Raw genomic sequence first — 17,771 nt, 5'->3', positions numbered from 1 at the left:
AATAGGAAATGTCAGAGAATAACAATATAGAACTACGAAGTGAGGAAGTCAGGGAGATTCTGGGTAGTCCGCCGGGATGGATTGTGCGAAGTTCAATATCTGTTATTCTGTTGATCGTACTTTCCTTGTTGTTGGGAAGCTTCTTTTATAAATATCCTGATATCATTTCTGGTCACATTACTATTGTTTCGCAAAACCCGCCTATTCCCATTGTAGCGAGAAGTAGTGGGCGATTGGAGTTGTTATTTGTTACCGATGGAAAGAATGTGAAGAAAGGGCAAGCTGTTGCGGTTATAGAAAACCCCGCTATCTTTGATGATATGGTGATACTAAAAAGTCTACTGGACAGCATAAGTGTTTCTTTTAGTTCAACAGATCGATTGAGAGCTTTTAGTTTTCCCAAAACATTAGCACTAGGTCAATGTCAAAGCTATTATTCTTCACTCGTCAGTCAGTGGGAAGAATATTTAAACTATGTCCGGCTTAATCATTTGGGGCAACAGATGGAGTCTTTATCACAGCAAGTCATTGATTATAAAAGATACCTGGTTCAACTTGAAGAACAAACCAGTATATTGAAAAGAGACCTTGATTTAAATGAAAAACAACTTAAAAGGGATTCTACTTTATATGCGGGAAAGGTCTTGTCAGAAGTGCAATATGAACAGTCCCAACAAATTTTTTACAAGCAGAAATATAATTACAGGAGTTCGGTCTCGGGAATATCAAATACGCGAATACAGATTAACCAATTAAAGCAGCAGATATTGGAACTAGATATCCAGAAAAATGAGCAGGAAAGCAGATTCCTGTCTACCTTGAAAGAACGCAGTGACAATCTCAAGGCGCAGTTTGACACATGGGAACAAACCTATGTGCTGACAGCTCCCATTGATGGGAAAGTGGCATTCACTGATTTGTGGTCGGAAAAACAGCCTGTTCTGGTTGGTAACAGTATTTTTACTATGGTTCCGGAAACGGAGCAAGAAATAATCGGTAAAATGGTTATTCCTGTTTCAGGGTCAGGTAAGGTAGAGGTAGGGCAAAAAGTAAATATCAAACTCGACAATTTCCCATACATGGAATACGGACTCCTGGAAAGTACGATAACTAATATTTCCATGGTTCCGGTAAAAACACCCGAAGGAGGAGGATATTATACCGCAGAAGTGCGACTATCGAATGGTCTGGTAACCAATTATAGCAAGGAATTGCCTTTCATTCAGGAAATGCAAGGAGTTGTTGAAATTATTACAAACGACAGGAAGTTAATTGAACGATTGGTTCAGCCTCTTGTAGCAATCTTTAAGAATAATGTTGAATAGATTTGATCTTTAAAATATCATAGAGAATCGAATTTGTTGTACCTATGTTGTACCCGCCTCAAAAACACCAAGGCACCTTCATCGCTGAAAGTGCCTTGTTTATTGCTGTGGGCCCACCTGGGCTTGAACCAGGGACCACCTGATTATGAGTCAGGTGCTCTAACCAACTGAGCTATAGGCCCTAAAAACCTTTTTTATTTCGACATTCCACTTCATGAAAGCATGAAACGACCTGTCGAAATTCGGATTGCAAGTTTACAACATTAGCTTAAAATACACAAGCAAAAACAAATATTTCTATGATCTACGATTCTTGCTCTGAGGGAGTTTCAGCAAGCTCTTCAGCTTGTTTTTCCTTGTGCTCCAACTCGCTGAACAGTTGCCGGTAGAACAGTAAAATGCTGAAGATTCCGATGGTGATGGCCGAATCGGCGATATTAAATACGGGCCGGAAAAACAAAAAATCATTACCACCCCAAAATGGTAACCACTCGGGGTATCGGCCTGAAAACAGCGGAAAATAAAACATATCCACTACTTTACCATGCAAAAAAGAGGAGTAGCCACCTTCCTCGGGAAGCAATTGGGCCACCTGCCCGTAACTTTCGTTAAAAATAAGCCCATAAAAAGCACTATCAATAATGTTTCCGATGGCACCTGCAAAAATCAAAGCAATACAGAAGATGAATCCCATGGGTACCTCTTCCTTTTTGATCAGTTTAATCATATACCAACCAATTCCGGCCACAGCAACAATCCGAAAGAGACTCAAGAACATTTTTCCATATTCACCTGCAAATTCGATCCCAAATGCCATTCCGTTGTTTTCAACAAAATGAATTAGAAACCAATCGCCCAGAACAGAAAACTCCTGCCCGAGGTACATATTGGTTTTGATCCACACCTTTAGCAACTGATCGACCAAAAGAACAATAAAAACCAACCCTAAGGACTTTGTTAATCTTGACATGTTTTCAACTTCATTATAAAAAAATGATTGGAAGCTAACGACCCCCAATCATTCAAATATGGTTGTTTTAGCGGGTTAACCCTGACTGTTTTTTGCCTCAATGCTCAAGGTAGCATGTGGAACGGCACGCAGGCGTTCCTTAGCAATCAACTTTCCGGTTTCACGGCAGATCCCGTAAGTTTTATTCTCAATACGCACCAAAGCGGCCTGCAGGTGTTGAATGAACTTCAGCTGGCGCTGGGCCAATTTTCCTGCTTCCTCCTTCGAAAGCGTGGCGGCACCTTCTTCCAACACTTTAAATGTGGGCGAAGTGTCCTGCGTATCGTTGCCATCGCTCTGCGTAATCGAATTCTTATAGATCTCGTAGTCCTCTTTCGCTTTTTCAAGCTTCCCCAAAATCAGCTCTTTAAATTCAGCCAACTCTGCATCTGTATATCTCGTTTTTTCTGCCATAACCGAAAAATTTTTGCGATCCCAAAAGGGAATCAAGTGATCATCAATGTGGACCCTAAATTATAAAAATATTTTTAATTGTATCAGGTCTTAAAACATACTAAACGCGCGTCGGTTCAACTTATTTTATTTAGCTGAATCAAGGCCGAAACATCCTGATCGATCTCCACCCGGGTAGCCGCTGTATCGCTTAGTTTATCTACCAGTTCCAAGCTTTCTGCCAAGGTTTGGTTGCCGATATATTCTCTGAAACTCAGAACGGATTCATTGAAAAAATCATGCTTTTCGATTTTTATGGTAATCCGGTCGGTCACTTCAAAGTTGCTTTCTTTTCGTAAATTCTGAATTTTGTTGATAAATTCCCGGGCAATTCCCTCTTGCTTCAATTCTTCAGTCAGATGAATGTCCAATGCGATGGTCATGCCACCTTCAGTCGAAACCAGCCATCCCGGAATATCCTCAGTCATGATTTCTACATCTTCCGAATTCAGCACAATCGTTTCAGCCCCCACCGTCAATTCGTAACGGCCTTCTTTTTCGAGAGTGTCAATTTCTTCTTGCCCAAACTGCGCCACAGCACCGGCAATTTGCTTCATCATTTTACCAAACTTAGGCCCTAAAGTCTTGAAATTTGGCTTGATTTTCTTTTTGATGATTCCAGCGGTGTCGGTCAGGTATTCCACTTCTTTCACATTCACTTCGGAAAGAATGATGCTTTCGACTGCCTCAAACTGCTCTTTAAAATGAGCATTCAGAACCGGCACCATAATTTTGGACAGCGGCTGACGCACTTTCAGCTTCTCTTTCCGGCGTAAACCCAGGATCATGGACGAAGCCTTTTGTGCAATCGCCATCTTTTCCTCCAAGCCAGCATCGATTAACGATTCGTTGGCTGTTGGAAACTCAGCCAGGTGAACACTTTGGTCAGGCTCAAGACCTGTCAGCTGATTCAGATCGGAATAAAGCTGATCGGCATAAAATGGCGCCATCGGAGCGGCCAGTTTAGCTACAGTAACCAAACAGGTGTACAGGGTTTGGTAAGCCGACAGCTTGTCCTGGTCGTACTCGCCACCCCAGTAACGTTTGCGGCTGAGGCGCACAAACCAGTTGCTCAGGTTTTCAGTTACAAACTCGGAGATGGCCCGGCCGGCGCGGGTTGGTTCATAAGTTTCGAGGCTGTCGCCCACTTCTTTGATCAACGAATTGAGCAAGGAGATGATCCAACGATCGATTTCGGGACGCTCACTAACCGGAATTTCCGCTTCTTTAAAGCGGAATCCATCGACATTCGCGTACAAAGCAAAAAATCCGTACGTATTGTATAAAGTTCCGAAGAATTTGCGGCGCACCTCGTCAACTCCACCCACATCAAACTTCAGGTTATCCCAGGGCTGCGAGTTGGTGAGCATGTACCAGCGCAGCGGATCGGAACCGTACTGCTCGATAGTCTCAAACGGATCGACCGCATTGCCCAGTCGTTTCGACATTTTATTTCCGTTTTTGTCGAGCACCAAACCATTTGAAATGATGTTGCGGAACGCTACCGACTCATCAATCATGGTCGCGATGGCGTGCAAGGTAAAAAACCAGCCGCGTGTTTGGTCAACGCCCTCGGCAATAAAGTCGGCGGGGAACACACCTTTCCCTTTTTCAGGGCTGTAACGCTCCGCGTTTTCAAACGGAAAGTGGTTCTGTGCATAAGGCATCGCTCCCGAATCGAACCAAACGTCAATCAGGTCGGGCTCGCGGAACATTTTCTGGCCATCATCGCTCACCAGGAAAATATCGTCAACATAAGGCCGGTGCAGATCTATTTTGTCGTAGTTTTCGGAGTCAAACTTTCCGGCCTCAAACCCTTCAAAAGGATTCTTCGTCATCACGCCGGCGGCTACCGCTTTCTCAATCTCAGTCATCAAATATTCAACCGAGCCAATGCACTTGGTTTGCGAACCATCTTCGGTACGCCAAATGGGAAGCGGTGTTCCCCAAAAGCGCGACCGGCTCAGGTTCCAATCCACCAAATTCTCCAACCAGTTTCCAAATCGGCCAGTGCCGGTTGATTTGGGCTTCCAGTTGATCGTATTATTCAGCTCAATGAGCTTGTCTTTTACCGCCGTGGTTTTAATAAACCAACTGTCGAGCGGGTAGTAGAGAATTGGTTTGTCGGTACGCCAACAGTGCGGATAGCTGTGTTCGTGTTTTTCGATTTTGAATGCCTTGTTCTCCTTTTTCAGCATCACCGCAATGTCCACATCAACCGTTGAATACGACTCATCTAACAGGTCGTCGTATTCATTTTTGACATAACGACCGCTAAACTCGGTGTAAGTTTCCTGATTGACCTGGGCTGCAACAAAGCTGGCATCCATATTTTCAATTTTGAAGAAGCGGCCTTTGCGGTCAACCAGTGGCTGGTTTTTCTTTTCCTGATCTTCAACCAGCAACGGAGCAATGTTGTTTTGCTTGGCTACCCGGTCATCGTCGGCACCAAAGGTTGGCGCAATATGCACGATTCCGGTTCCATCTTCGGTGGTGACAAAATCACCGGTGATGACGCGGAACGCCTCGCCTTTGGGTTGCACCCAGTTGATCAGCTGCTCGTAATTGACGCCGGCCAATTGGTCGCCGGTATACTCACCAAGTACTTCAAACGGAATTTTCTTGTCGCCCGGTTGATATTCGTCAAACGGCAGCCCGGCATGTTTTGGGTTGAAGTGGGCACTCAGCAAATCCTTGGCTAAAATCAACGTTGCCGGATCGCCTGTGTATGGATTGAAAGACTTCACCTTCACGTAGGTGATTTTCGGGCCGACACATAAGGCCGTGTTCGACGGCAAAGTCCAGGGCGTGGTGGTCCAGGCCAGGAAATAAAGGGGTGAATCCACGCCTTCGTATAAAAATTCCGATTTCTCATCACGAACAACGGAAAACTGGGCAACAGCGGTGGTATCTTTCACATCGCGGTAGCAGCCCGGCTGGTTCAGCTCGTGCGAGCTCAAGCCGGTCCCGGCAGCCGGCGAATAGGGCTGAATGGTGTATCCTTTATACAACAGGCCCTTGTCGAACAGCTTTTTGAGCAACCACCAAACCGTTTCAATATAGCGGTTATCGTAAGTCACGTAAGGATCATCCATGTTCACCCAGTAGCCCATCAGGCGGGTCAGATCCTCCCACTCCCTGGTGTATTTCATCACCTCCCGCCGGCAAGCAGCATTGTATTCTTCAACGGTAATTTTACTGCCAATATCTTCCTTGGTGATTCCGAGCGATTTTTCCACGCTCAACTCAACCGGCAAACCATGCGTATCCCAGCCCGCCTTACGGTGAACCCGGAAGCCTTTCATGGTTTTGTAGCGGCAAAAGGTATCTTTTATGGCACGCGCCATCACATGGTGAATTCCCGGCATTCCGTTGGCCGATGGTGGTCCCTCGTAAAACACAAAGGTCTCATTCCCCTCGCGGGTACTGATGCTTTTATGAAAGGTATCATCGGTTTCCCACTTTTTCAGAACATCCTTGTTTACCTGAGAAAGGTCTAATTGCTTGTATACCGGGAATTTATTGCTCATTGGATTCCTTTTTTATCGTTCTTTTTTTAAGAGGTACAAATATAGAAATTTTTTGGGCTTGGGCAGGACATAAAACCGGAAACACGGTAAGCCTTCATTTCACTAAGAGTCAAGGAGAAAATGAGGAGCCGATCACGCCTTCGGCTAAAAGGTCACCGCAAGCACTTCAAATCCATTGATCCCTGCCATTCACGAGCTTAATCCGATCTACACCGTTTTGGGGACACTCCTCTTTAGCTTGTGTCATTATCCACTTCATCCGCCTTTTCGGTTTTTTTGCGCTTGAAACCGTCTTTGGGTTCTTCAATGGCTAGGTGCCCGGTTTGTGACCCAGGTCAGAGAGGCTGTAACTTGGGTCAGCGTGATGGTAACCCGGGTCACAGCCTTGCCAACCCAGGTTGTCGATCTTCTGACCCGGGTCAGGACGACAAAAACCCAGGTCAGAAACATGATGACCCGGGTCAGGATGATAAAAATGCAGGTCAGCGTCTTGCCAACCTGGGTCAGGATCATGCTGACCTAGGTCAGGAACGTTCTGACCTGGGTCAGGAAGGCAAAAACCCAGGTCAGGAACACGCTAACCTGGGTCAGAACGATGAAAATGTGGGTCAGCACCTTGCCAACCTGGGTTAGGATCATGACAACCTGCGCCACTGCCTAACCTCAAGACCTTAAACATCCAAATAAATCCGGATAATCAGTATGATGTGGGGATGTAGAGAAAACCGACAGACGCTATCTTGCAGTTTCCGGCTCCGGCATCACAATCGCCAGGATGATATACACCACCAGCATTAAGGGATTGAAAACCCCCAGCACCACGAACCCAATTCGCACTAAAATGGGGTCGAGCTCGGGATTGAAATATTCGGAAATTCCGGCGCAAACGCCGGCTAATTTTTTATCGTATGACTTTGTTAATCGTTTCATGGTTGTCTGTTTTGTCAGTTAAAAAATTGAACGGAGGTTTTTTACTTCTACCTGCTTACTTGTCAACAGATAAACTTAATCCGATTTCACGCACTCCGTCAAGATCATCAATATCGAAATCACCGTAAAAAGAGATTAAGAACTGGTTGTCATCGGCGGATTCATTCCGGACAAAAATATGAAACTCCAAAGCCTTCCGCTTATTCCCCAGCATCCAGATCTCCGCATTGTTCTCGCTGTCAACCTCCAAGATCCGATCGTAGGTACCGGGCAGCAAACCAGCCGCTTTCGTGATGAAATCCGGGCCATTCAAGTTCCCTTTCCGGGGATTGTAGGACAGGAAGCGGATTTCATTCAAATCGCCTTGAATGGTTTTTCCTTCATCGTCCAAATCAATATTGAAGGCGTCGGTCATGCTTTTTGTGAAAGCAAAGTAGCTGACCCCCGGCTTGTTCCTGAAAGTATCGAATAATTTATCTGATTTGCTTTGCCCCATCGCAACCGTGCTGACCAGGATTGTAAAGCTCAAAAGTATGGTTTTTAATGCTTTCATGTTTTTGTCTTTTTTTGATTGAATTGCTCCGACTTTGATGATACCTATCGGTTCTCCTCTTCCAGTCCCAGTTCGGTCATTTTCCAGTATTTGCCAACCATGTCGCCATCCCAGGTGTTCGACACGTTCTCGATGTCGTAGATAATTTTGATGAGTTTTTCGCCCAGGTAAACGCTTTTTCCTTCTGGCACTTTGATGGTAATATCCACTTCCTGTTGCAACCAACGCGATCCGTCTTTGAGGCGATAGTACGGGTCAAAATAAACCGTCGAATCGCTGACATTGAAGTTGTATACAATTTCTTCCACATACTCCTTGGCCACTTCCTGGCTGCTGCCCCGCGATTTTTTGCGGGTTAAAATCACAAAGTCGTTGGTGTTACTGCTTTCCACATCCAGTCGCGGACTGCCCAGCAACAGGGTTTTACCACCTTCAGACACCACTTTCATCCGATCCAGATCCATTGAGTAGTTGTGGCTGTTGCTGTAGTTATCGTTCCCCAATTCAAGATACAAGGTCTGGCAGCTATCGCAGTCAACTACCTGGCTTTGGCTTACCGTGGTGCTTTTGCTGTAGTCGCCAACTTGCGACAGCGATACAACAATGGCGACCACCAGCGCCACCAGCCAAACACCCAGCGAACCTAAAAAGATTAACTTGTTGTTGGTTTGAAAGCGGAACACCATTTTTGTACCCACAAACAGAATCGCCAGCAGCGGAATACCCACCAAAAAGGCCGAGGCAATCATCAAGGTGGTCAATGAGCCGGAGCTGATGAAAAAGTGTGCGATTTCGGGCATATGAAATTCGGGGCCCCAGTGACCAAACCAAGGGGCAGCTTCCATGACCGAATGGCCAACAATCATCGAGGTCAAAAAGGTCAGCAAGCCCACAAACCCAAACAGGATCAGGGCTACTCCAACCAATATCACGACTACTTTCAGAGCGACACGCAGCACGCGGTAAACCACCTCGCCAAAGCGCGATACCTGTTCGCGGCCTTTGTTGTAGGAGTCGGAGCTGCGAAACTGGTTGTAGCTCTCCTTCACTTCCTTCACTTCTTCGCGAATTGATTTTTCAATATTGGACACGGTGGCTTCCTGCCCGCGCATTTCGAGCTTTTGAGCTGTGGTTTTGGCTTTTGGAACGGCAATCCAGAGTAGCAGGTACACCGGAATCATCACGCCACCAGTCACCCAAATCAACACAAAGCAGATGATACGCAGCACCAGCGGCTCGATACCAAAGTAAGCACCCATGCCCGAGCAAACACCGCCCAACACCCGATGGTCGGGATCGCGGTACATCCGGCGTTTTGTTTTGCCGGTGGTGGTGTACCCGGGCTGACTGGCTTCTCGTCCGGCAGTGCTTTCTTCTTCCTCCTCTTCTTCACCTTCCATAAAGTCTTCGGGCTTACCCATGCGGGCAATCACTTCATCAACCCAGGTTTCAAGGATCACATTCTTTTCATCTTTGCTCATCTTTTCGTTGAAAAGTTCGGCAATGCGCGTTTCAATATCCTGCAAAATCTCGCGTCCTTCTTCGCCCGAACCAAAATGGGCATTCAGCATTTGAAGGTAGGTTTGAAGCTTTTGGTAAGCATCCTCGTCGATGTGAAAAACGCTTCCACTAATATTGATTGTAAATGTCTTTTTCATCTCTCTTTGTTTTTGTTCGTTTGTGCTTTCTTTTTGTCTTGACGCTTACGATTTGCTTGATTTGATTGTTCCTACCGCTTCAACCAGTTCATCCCAGGAGTCTCCCAGTTCAACGACAAACTGCTTACCGGTGTCGGTCAGTTCATAGTATTTGCGCGGTGGTCCTTGGGTCGATTCTTCCCATTTGTAGGCCAGCAGTCCGGCATTTTTCAGCCGGGTAAGCAGTGGGTAGAGTGTTCCTTCCACAACAATCATCTTCGAGGTTTTCAGCTCATCAATGATGTCGCTCGCATATAGGGGCTTGCCATCCAGCACCAGTAAAATGCAATACTCCAATACCCCTTTGCGCATTTGTGCTTTTGTATTCTCGATCTTCATAATTTGTTCCCTCTCTCTTCTCTGTTTATACTCAATGCTTCCCGCTGCCTGCCCAATTCAGGCTTACATTCTCCAGTAGCTGGCGTCGGTCATCCAAGCTTCCAACTCCAGTTCCTTTTCTTTTTCTTCAACAGTTAGTTTATTGCTGAAGTAGCTTTCATCTTTCATCCACTCTTCCAGTTCCAAATCGGCTTCGACTTCAGGCACTGCCATGTTTGTATAGGCTCCGAAGTAAGCATCATCGGTCATCCAGCTTTCAATTTCCAGTGCCTCGTCGGAGGCTTGTTCAAAATAAAAAGACAATCCGGCTGATTCGGCTGGCAACGCTCTTTCGGTTGCAACATCGGCTGTCACCGATTCTTCAACCATCAAAAGGGCGACTTTGCCAAAGCTGTTGTTGGTTAATAACTGCTTCCAGAATCCCTGGGCACTGACGGTAAAACTAATGAGCACAAAGCTAATAATTACTGCTGCACTTCTTAAAATCACTTTTTCAACTTGATTGTTGTTGTTTCCTGTTTTTGTGTTTTGTGTTTTCATGATTTGGCCTCCTGTGTTTTTGTTCTAGTTTCTGTTTTCTGTTTCTGTCTAATTGTTTTGTTTTCTGATTTGCTCATTTGGCTTTGAGACTTCTTATTTTCTGTTTTCTGTCTTTAGGACGACTGATTTTTCTTTTCGTTACACTCTGTATAGAACTTTTTTTAAACTATTTCTATTTTTTACCTTGAATTTGGTATTACAAATATATGAACATTAAATGGAACTATGCAATACAAAGTACTAAATTTTTTGAGTTTATTTTTGATAAAAACTTCAAACAACTGAATACTTGCACATTACATCAACAAAAAAAATTTACTCCTTCGATAAGTATTTTTTCAGAAAGCCTAAAATTCAGGAAAAATGGGGCAAAAAGAACAGGTAATAAAAAACTGAGAAAGGCTGATTTAGTATGAAAATACACCTACTGATGCAAACAAGGGTACAAGAAAAGAAACAATTGCGTCAGGGGTCAGGCCATCCAGGTTGTTGTTCAACCACGAATGCAGCCATGTAACGAGCTACCTGTTTTCCCCACCTTGTTTCATCATCTTCTCACTTACCAGAAAGATAACCGGCTTGTTCGAATACGGATTAGTGCGGGTAATAACTGGGGTTTTATAAACTTTTTCGATGGTGTCGAAAGTAAGCACCTCTTCGGGAGTTCCCTGCGTAAACAAGCGTCCTTCATTAAATAAAACAAGCTGATCGCAATATTCGGAGGCCAGGTTCAGGTCGTGAATAACCATGAGCACGGTTAGTCCCATCTCCTGGTTGAGGCGGTGCAGCAAATCCAATATGCGTACCTGGTGGGTAATGTCGAGGTGAGAAGTCGGCTCATCCAGCAGCAGCAGTTCGGGCTCCTGCGTTAACGCCCGGGCAATGGCTGCGCGCTGTTGTTCGCCGCCGCTCAGTTCCGTCATTAACTTGTCTTTGTGTTTGAACACATCGGTTAGCTGCATGTATTTGTGTGCTTTCTCGACATCGTTTTTGGACTCAAAAAACTGAAAGCGATGGTGATAAGGCATGCGTCCCATCAGCACGTAATCTTCTACTGAAATTTGATCAGTATCTGTAAACTGGGTAACAATGGCCATCTTGCGGGCCCGCTCTTTCAGCGAAAACAACTGCAGATCTTTTCCTTTCAGAAAGATCCTTCCTTCGAGCGTAGCAATGGAACTGGTAATTCCCCGGAACAGGGTGGTTTTTCCTGAGCCGTTGGGCCCAATAATTCCGCTGAAAGAACCTTTTTCAAGGCTAAGGTTAATCCCGCTCAATTTGAAGCCGGGATATCCGCAGGAAAAATTTTCAATATGAAAAAATGACGGTTTCATACTACTTTCCCTTTCGTTTTTGACTCATCAGCAGCAGAAAAACCAGTCCGCCAATGATTCCGGTAATTACACCAATGGGCAGTTCGTTGGGCGAGATAATGGTTCGGGCGACCACATCGGACAGCACCAGGAAAATGCCGCCCAACAAAAAGGATCCGCCCAACAGAAAGCGATAGTCTGACCCAAACAGCAGGCGAAGCACGTGCGGAATAATCAATCCGACAAAACCAATAACGCCCGAAACCGAAACACAAATGCCGGCCAGTAAGGAAGCCAGTATAAAAAGCACCCGGATCACCACATTGGTGTTAAAGCCCAAATGAAGCGCTTTTTCTTCACCCAGACGCAGGGCATTCAGCGGCTGCACAAAAAGGTAGGAAATGACCAACACGACCAGGCTAACAATCAAGGTCAAATTGATGAGTCCGGTATTAGGCTCGTCCAGCGAACCCATGATCCAGAAAACAATGCCATGCAAGTTGTCGGAGCTGGTGGTGGCCATCAGAAACATCATGGCCGACGAAGCGATAAAGCTAATCATCACACCGGTAAGCAACATGTTTTGAATGTTGATGGCGCCCCTTCGCGAACTGATGGTGTACACCAGAAAGATGATGACAAAAGCACCAATAAAGCCCGACAGCGGCAACATAAATGAGCCCAGTGACAGGTGCAGTCCCATGACAATGGTGAAAGCAACACCAAGCGAAGCCCCTCCGGAAATGCCCAGCGTGAAAGGTTCGACCAACGGATTGCGGTAAATGCCTTGCAAAATAACACCTGCCAAACTGAGCGAGCCACCAACAGCAACCCCCAGTACGACCCGCGGCAGCCGAATCCTCGAAATGAGCAGGTACTCCATACTCCCATCGTCGCCCCCAAACAAAAGCATGCGCAACACGCTGCCAGGACTCAAGTTCAGCTCGCCCACCGACAGGCCCAGGGCCACGGCAGCCAGCAACAAGCCCAGCATAAACAGCAAGCCCAGCATCCATTTGATGTATTTTCCCTGTGCGATCAAGATTTCCTTTATATTTTTGCACTCATGCACTCCTGTAATTCCTTTTAAAACTCAATTCCCTTTCGGCTTGCCATGCCTTCATCATACGGGTGCTTCACTTTATTGATTTCGGAAACATAGTCGGCTTTTTCAATCAAGCCCCTTGTCGCACCCCGTCCGGTTAGTATCAGCTCCGTTGATTGGGGCTTCAATTCGATAAAGCGAATCAAATCGGCCTCGTCCAGAAAGCCATCCCGGACACAGATCAGGATTTCGTCCATAATCAGCAGGTCAGGTGCTGAAGTTACACAATAGCCCGACAAATAAACAAGCGCATCTGCCACCTGTTTTCTCAAATCTTCTGGCTTCAGCGTCTTGTTAAAATGTGGATGGCCATCGGTGAAGCCCAAAACAGTCGCACCCAGCGCCTTCAAGCTATCAATTTCGTGATACCCATACAACTCAGGCCGTTTCATAAAATGTGCATAAACGACGGTGAACCCCTGCCCCTGCCCCAAGGCGCGGGCAGCCAAACCCACGGAAGCAGTGGTCTTTCCTTTGCCTGTTCCCGTGTAGATGTGAACCAGTCCTTTCTTCATCGCAGGTAAATTTGAGTGATTAATTCATCCAATGTCTCAACAAATGACAACGGCGTAGGGCTGCAAGCCTTGTCGGCATTCATAATGAAAATCTGGTTTTTTTTCACTGCGCTTAGGCTGGCATAACTCTCCCACTGCTTTTTTTCTTCCTCGCCAATCAGTCCCATCAGTACCACCACGATGATGTCGGGATTACGCACAAGCACCGTTTCGCGGTTGATGCTGCCAACCGCCAGATCGGCCGCGATATTTTCAGTTTCAGAGAACCGCACAAAATCATTCATAAACGTGTTTGGAACGACGCCGAACAGTGGATTGGCGCCAATCTGCATAAATATTTTCTGACGGGGAGCATCAGCAGGAATCTTTTCTTTTATTTTTTCCTGGCGTTCCTTGGCATCTGCAATCGTCGCTTCGGCCTCTGTCTTTTTGCCTACCTGCTCACCCAAATCGATAAACTGGCTGCAAATGGCATCGAACGATTGGGGCGTTTCGAAAACCAGCACTTCGACCCCCAGTTTTTTAAAGGTATCGATGGTTTTGGGCTTGGTCAGGGTTGTGGTAATGACCAGGTCGGGCTTAAGCATCACGGCCTTTTCATAATTCACCTGGATGGCTGAGGCCACCACTTCGGCATCCGTTTCGCTTTGCAGCGTACAGTAGCTGGTGCAACCCACCAGGAGGTCTCCGGCTCCAAGCAAATACAGGTTCTTGGTTAATGAAGGAGCAAGCGAGATAATACGCTGCGGCGTTTTTCCATACGTTGTGAACACGACCAGGCATAGAAAAACAAGGGTCAGAATAGAAATACCAAACTTTTTCATCATTCAAATGGGCTTTCGCCTCAGAGAAATCAAATTGGCAGGAAACGGAGTTCCCGACGATCTTTTTTCCCGAAGATCCGGTTAAACAATTGATGTTGCTGGCAGGTCTTCTGGCTCACCCTTCTTCGGGCCTTCCCACCCCGAAAAATCGGGACAGTGGCGTTTATTTCCGAAGAAGCTTACAGGCTTACAGCAGCGGGGACTGCTCCGGTTTTGCACCGGATTCCCTTATTAAGGCACTTCCCGGTAACGGGAAGAAAGCCACCACAACACACGCAAAAGTAGAAAAATATTTCGGGAATGCGGAAAACGGTCGAGCCTGCCCCCAGAAAAAAACATTGCCCTCCGGAGAACACATCATGATCTTCCTCTTAAAACTTATACGCCACACTTATTTTGATGAAACGCGGAGTTCCGGGGATAAAATGAATTTCTTCAACCGGGTTGGCTTCGTTTTGGAGCCGGGTTTCGGTCGCAAACTGGGTTTCATTCCATTTGGTGTCGAGCAGGTTTTGAATGCTCAGGCTGACATCAAAAACCGGCCATTGGTGCCCCACATTAAAATCGATGACCGAATAGCCCGCCGCTACAATCGAGTTATCTTCGTTGGCCGGCCGGTCGTTGATATGCCGAAGCTTCAGTCCGCCGTACCATCCTTCGGGATGGACAACGCTCAGCCCGCTGATTAAGGTGAAATCGGGTGCCAGCGGAATGTAATCTTCACCATCGGCTTCTTCGGTTGCGCGGGCCAGGGTGTAATTGGCATCCAAATCCCAGAACAACCACGAAAGCGGCTGGTAGCGTAAACTCAGGTCGAGTCCGGTGCGCCGGGTTTTGCCGCTGGGTTCCACCACACCTTCGTCGCCTACGTACACAAATTCCTGTTCCAAAAACAAATACCAATAAGCCAGGTTCACCATCATGCTCGACATGGGTTTCCATATCAGGCCGAGATCGGATCCGTAGGCTGCCGGTAGAATTTCCTGTCCGTTTTGTGCCACTACCCCACGGGTATCATTCGAATGAAAACCTTTGCCAAACTTGGCGTAAAGCTGAAGCCAGTCGGACGAATGATACAGAATATTCAGTTTGGGACTGACAATAGCCTGCGATTCGGCCTGCTTGAGGTAACTGTCTTGCAACTCATCGTTGTAGTTGAATTTAAAATAGTCAATCCGGATTGCCGGGTTGATGGTCCACTTTCCAAAATCAAAGGCCGCGTTGATGTATGCATTCAGGTTGGTTTCATGGATTTCACCTAACTTTAGCTGCTCAATTGTTTCGCGCCGGTTGGCAGTGTGCGACAACTCATTGCCGGAACTCTGGTCCTTGCGCAAGCCAACACCAGCCTGCAAGCGGCCCTGACTGTTTCCCCAATCAAACTGCTGGTTGAACTCGCTGTTCATTCCAAACAACTTGCGGCTCTCCTTCTGTTTGATCTGGTCGCCATTGACCGGGTCAGTCAGGAAAAAGGTAAAATTCGAATACAGTTCAAAATCATAACTCGAAAAATAAACCGAGTTTTTGATGAAAGCATCTGGCTTAATGGTGTGAACATGATCGGCCAGTAGATTGGTTCGACTGGTTTGTCCGCCTTCCGTGTCGTCAATCGCTCCAAAGCGGCTGATGCTGCCATCATCGACTGCCCGTTGTGGAATTTGCCCCGATGCGTCCCACTGGCTGGTAAAATAGGAGGCCAACACCGAAAGTTTGTCGTTATTGGGCAGTCGGCTGGTATATTTCCCCATCAGGTTGATGCGGTCGAAATACTGCGGGCTATCAAAAGGCCCGTCGGTAGCCAGGTATTCGGATGCCAAGTATACCGTTTGCCTTTCTGTGTCCAGCACATTGAACATTCCAAGGAGGCGCTGCGTATCAAACTCGCCCACCTCCAGCTTCAGCTGACTGTTGTCCAGCCGGTCTTTTGTTTTGAAAGCTACAAACCCGGCGGTCGCAAAATTTCCCTGGCTGGCGTGGTACGGCCCTTTGCCAAAACTGAGGCCATCCACAGTTTCGGGAATCAGAAAATGCAGGTCGGCATAGCCCTGCCCATGAGCATGCGATACCATGTTCACCGGCAACCCATCTACCGTGATGTTGATGTCCGTACCGTGGTCGATATCAAAACCGCGTAGAAAAATCTGCTCCGCTTTTCCGCCCCCGGCATGTTGACCAATAATAAGGCCCGGTACTTTACGCAAAACTTCCTGCGAAGAATTAACCGGGTTGGTTTGAATGTCGATGGTGCTAAAAAGTTCCAGGGCTTCGATGGTTGGCGAAATTTGAATTTCATCCAAGGAAACAAAAACCTGCTTCATACGCACAATCAATTCACTTGTCAAATCCTCAACAAGCACCTGTTGCGTTTGGTAACCCAAGTGACTCACCTGAAGCGTATCGCCTGTTTTTACGCCAACAAACACAAACTCGCCGGTCAGGCTGGTGTGCACATGGTTTCCGGTTTGAACGTGGAGAATGTACGCTCCTTCGATTCCTCGCTTTTGATGATCAGTAACGATCCCTTTTAAGCTTTGTCCAAAGGCTAGGCAAAGCCCAACGAAAAAGATTAGGATGGTCAGGTAAAATTGCTTCATCATCTTGAATTAAAAAAGATTGGGGATTTAAAGGCAACCGGCCAATAACCAAGGTTAATCAATCGATTGAGCTTATTTTTTAAACGAAAAAGTGGTGGTTCCGATGTTATTGCCATCGGCAAAAATATCGATGGTGTATTCGCCCGGAATCAAAGGCGGCTCGCCCGCATTGTCCCAAAAAATATTCACCGGCAAATCGTTGCCCTCATAAGTCACTTCGCGCATGGCCGAGTAGGGTATGCGCAGGTCTTCGAAACGAAACAGATCATTGCTCGACTTGAGTAGCAAAATCTGGTCGGGCCGCTGAATACGGACATAGATATTTTTTGCGCCTCGCTGTGCGGTGATATTTTTTGCGAGGGTGAAGTTGACTTGTATTTTCTCGGCTTTTGAACTGTTATTGACCTCGTTGCCGCGGGAGTTGATTCCGAAGGCAGATAGTCCCTGTGTTTCCAAGGTCGCGGCTTTCTCCACGCGCTGCGACAAGCGTTCCTTGTCTTTTTCGAGCTGGGCTTTTTGACTCTCAATTTGGGCGTATTCCTGCTTTACCTGGGCGTTTTCCTCCATCAGTTGCTGGTTCCTGCGGTTCAGCGAATCGACCTGCACAATGTAGTTCCGCATAATGCGGCGTAGCGATCCCACTTCTTCACGATACTGCTCAATTTGTGCGTAGCTGGCTTTCTTTACCTGGCCAATCTCCAGCATCAGGTCTTTCACCTTGGTCTGTGCGACAAACAATTGTGAGTTGACCGTGTCATTGTCGGTTTTCAGGCTATCGTAACTTTCAATCATCTGGGTCAGTTCCTGCTCGATCGAATTTTTCTCCGCATTCAAAGCTTGCACAATTTGTTTATGCTCACCGCGCTGCATAACAAACAAGACCACCACCACAATCAAAATAACGGCAAGAAAAATCACAATCAGGTTATTGCGTCTCTCTTTATCGGTACTGCCCAGTGAAAATTTCTTCTTTGTATTCATTTCCGAATCACCCATATTCCAGATTTAAAGCTCTATAAACAACGCCCACAAAATTAGTATTAT

The 17,771-nt window shown here is 46.5% G+C and carries 15 protein-coding genes, 1 tRNA gene and 1 riboswitch; of the genes, 1 reads left to right on the top strand and 15 read right to left on the bottom strand.

Going from position 1 to position 17,771, the window contains the following annotated elements:
- The first annotated feature begins 8 nt into the window (after window positions 1-8).
- The gene (locus NC99_RS17870) at window positions 9-1,325 is read left to right on the top strand and encodes an HlyD family efflux transporter periplasmic adaptor subunit (protein WP_053186995.1); all 1,317 of its coding nucleotides are present in this window, start codon (window positions 9-11) and stop codon (window positions 1,323-1,325) included.
- A gap of 108 nt (window positions 1,326-1,433) precedes the next feature.
- Here the strand turns inward: NC99_RS17870 and NC99_RS17865 are convergent.
- From NC99_RS17865 to NC99_RS17780, 15 genes are all read right to left on the bottom strand, one after another.
- Window positions 1,434-1,507 (bottom strand) — tRNA-Ile (locus NC99_RS17865).
- A 122-nt stretch (window positions 1,508-1,629) separates the two neighbouring features.
- On the bottom strand, window positions 1,630-2,295 hold the full coding sequence (locus NC99_RS17860) for a lipoprotein signal peptidase (protein ID WP_053186993.1): 666 nt from the start codon (window positions 2,293-2,295) through the stop codon (window positions 1,630-1,632).
- Between the two features lie 75 nt (window positions 2,296-2,370).
- The gene (locus tag NC99_RS17855; protein WP_053187050.1) at window positions 2,371-2,748 is read right to left on the bottom strand and encodes a TraR/DksA family transcriptional regulator; all 378 of its coding nucleotides are present in this window, start codon (window positions 2,746-2,748) and stop codon (window positions 2,371-2,373) included.
- 116 nt (window positions 2,749-2,864) lie between these two features.
- Window positions 2,865-6,317 carry an isoleucine--tRNA ligase gene (gene ileS, locus NC99_RS17850; protein WP_053186990.1) on the bottom strand — a complete coding sequence of 1,151 codons (3,453 nt, stop codon included), beginning with the start codon at window positions 6,315-6,317 and terminating at the stop codon, window positions 2,865-2,867.
- A 735-nt stretch (window positions 6,318-7,052) separates the two neighbouring features.
- A complete protein-coding gene (locus NC99_RS17835) occupies window positions 7,053-7,247 on the bottom strand; it encodes a PspC domain-containing protein (protein WP_053186981.1) in 195 nt (64 codons plus the stop codon).
- Between the two features lie 55 nt (window positions 7,248-7,302).
- Window positions 7,303-7,800: a DUF4252 domain-containing protein gene (locus NC99_RS17830; RefSeq protein ID WP_053186978.1), complete on the bottom strand. Its 498-nt coding sequence runs from the start codon at window positions 7,798-7,800 to the stop codon at window positions 7,303-7,305.
- A 44-nt stretch (window positions 7,801-7,844) separates the two neighbouring features.
- Window positions 7,845-9,458, bottom strand: a complete 1,614-nt coding sequence (locus tag NC99_RS17825) for a PspC domain-containing protein (RefSeq protein ID WP_053186975.1) — start codon at window positions 9,456-9,458, stop codon at window positions 7,845-7,847.
- A gap of 45 nt (window positions 9,459-9,503) precedes the next feature.
- Window positions 9,504-9,836, bottom strand: a complete 333-nt coding sequence (locus NC99_RS17820) for a PadR family transcriptional regulator (RefSeq protein WP_053186973.1) — start codon at window positions 9,834-9,836, stop codon at window positions 9,504-9,506.
- A gap of 63 nt (window positions 9,837-9,899) precedes the next feature.
- Window positions 9,900-10,376 carry a hypothetical protein gene (locus NC99_RS17815; RefSeq protein ID WP_053186970.1) on the bottom strand — a complete coding sequence of 159 codons (477 nt, stop codon included), beginning with the start codon at window positions 10,374-10,376 and terminating at the stop codon, window positions 9,900-9,902.
- A 521-nt stretch (window positions 10,377-10,897) separates the two neighbouring features.
- Complete coding sequence (locus NC99_RS17805) at window positions 10,898-11,710, bottom strand: ABC transporter ATP-binding protein (protein WP_053186965.1); 813 nt, start codon at window positions 11,708-11,710, stop codon at window positions 10,898-10,900.
- A 1-nt stretch (window position 11,711) separates the two neighbouring features.
- Window positions 11,712-12,761, bottom strand: coding sequence for a FecCD family ABC transporter permease (locus tag NC99_RS17800; RefSeq protein WP_204375047.1), 1,050 nt, complete (start codon window positions 12,759-12,761; stop codon window positions 11,712-11,714).
- A 14-nt stretch (window positions 12,762-12,775) separates the two neighbouring features.
- Window positions 12,776-13,309: a cob(I)yrinic acid a,c-diamide adenosyltransferase gene (locus NC99_RS17795; protein ID WP_053186963.1), complete on the bottom strand. Its 534-nt coding sequence runs from the start codon at window positions 13,307-13,309 to the stop codon at window positions 12,776-12,778.
- The gene (locus tag NC99_RS17790) at window positions 13,306-14,136 is read right to left on the bottom strand and encodes an ABC transporter substrate-binding protein (RefSeq protein ID WP_053186960.1); all 831 of its coding nucleotides are present in this window, start codon (window positions 14,134-14,136) and stop codon (window positions 13,306-13,308) included. The genes NC99_RS17795 and NC99_RS17790 overlap by 4 nt, the downstream gene beginning before the upstream one ends.
- Before the next feature lie 80 nt (window positions 14,137-14,216).
- Window positions 14,217-14,417: riboswitch (cobalamin riboswitch) on the bottom strand.
- 87 nt (window positions 14,418-14,504) lie between these two features.
- Complete coding sequence (locus tag NC99_RS17785) at window positions 14,505-16,730, bottom strand: TonB-dependent receptor (RefSeq protein WP_204375046.1); 2,226 nt, start codon at window positions 16,728-16,730, stop codon at window positions 14,505-14,507.
- A gap of 69 nt (window positions 16,731-16,799) precedes the next feature.
- Window positions 16,800-17,723 carry a coiled-coil domain-containing protein gene (locus tag NC99_RS17780; protein ID WP_053186957.1) on the bottom strand — a complete coding sequence of 308 codons (924 nt, stop codon included), beginning with the start codon at window positions 17,721-17,723 and terminating at the stop codon, window positions 16,800-16,802.
- Window positions 17,724-17,771 lie beyond the last annotated feature (48 nt).

This window comes from Sunxiuqinia dokdonensis (genome assembly GCF_001270965.1).
GTDB classification, from domain to species: Bacteria; Bacteroidota; Bacteroidia; order Bacteroidales; family Prolixibacteraceae; genus Sunxiuqinia; species Sunxiuqinia dokdonensis.
Note: the sequence above shows the minus strand (reverse complement) of the source record. Positions and strands in the feature narration are given on the sequence as shown.

Excerpts from the sequence above, each read along its gene's own strand:
- NC99_RS17870 (WP_053186995.1), top strand. The coding sequence starts at position 9 with ATGTCAGAGAATAACAATATAGAACTACGAAGTGAGGAAGTCAGGGAG.
- NC99_RS17860 (WP_053186993.1), bottom strand. The coding sequence starts at position 2,295 with ATGTCAAGATTAACAAAGTCCTTAGGGTTGGTTTTTATTGTTCTTTTG.
- NC99_RS17855 (WP_053187050.1), bottom strand. The coding sequence starts at position 2,748 with ATGGCAGAAAAAACGAGATATACAGATGCAGAGTTGGCTGAATTTAAA.
- ileS (WP_053186990.1), bottom strand. The coding sequence starts at position 6,317 with ATGAGCAATAAATTCCCGGTATACAAGCAATTAGACCTTTCTCAGGTA.
- NC99_RS17835 (WP_053186981.1), bottom strand. The coding sequence starts at position 7,247 with ATGAAACGATTAACAAAGTCATACGATAAAAAATTAGCCGGCGTTTGC.
- NC99_RS17830 (WP_053186978.1), bottom strand. The coding sequence starts at position 7,800 with ATGAAAGCATTAAAAACCATACTTTTGAGCTTTACAATCCTGGTCAGC.
- NC99_RS17825 (WP_053186975.1), bottom strand. The coding sequence starts at position 9,458 with ATGAAAAAGACATTTACAATCAATATTAGTGGAAGCGTTTTTCACATC.
- NC99_RS17820 (WP_053186973.1), bottom strand. The coding sequence starts at position 9,836 with ATGAAGATCGAGAATACAAAAGCACAAATGCGCAAAGGGGTATTGGAG.
- NC99_RS17815 (WP_053186970.1), bottom strand. The coding sequence starts at position 10,376 with ATGAAAACACAAAACACAAAAACAGGAAACAACAACAATCAAGTTGAA.
- NC99_RS17805 (WP_053186965.1), bottom strand. The coding sequence starts at position 11,710 with ATGAAACCGTCATTTTTTCATATTGAAAATTTTTCCTGCGGATATCCC.
- NC99_RS17795 (WP_053186963.1), bottom strand. The coding sequence starts at position 13,309 with ATGAAGAAAGGACTGGTTCACATCTACACGGGAACAGGCAAAGGAAAG.
- NC99_RS17790 (WP_053186960.1), bottom strand. The coding sequence starts at position 14,136 with ATGATGAAAAAGTTTGGTATTTCTATTCTGACCCTTGTTTTTCTATGC.
- NC99_RS17785 (WP_204375046.1), bottom strand. The coding sequence starts at position 16,730 with ATGATGAAGCAATTTTACCTGACCATCCTAATCTTTTTCGTTGGGCTT.
- NC99_RS17780 (WP_053186957.1), bottom strand. The coding sequence starts at position 17,723 with ATGGGTGATTCGGAAATGAATACAAAGAAGAAATTTTCACTGGGCAGT.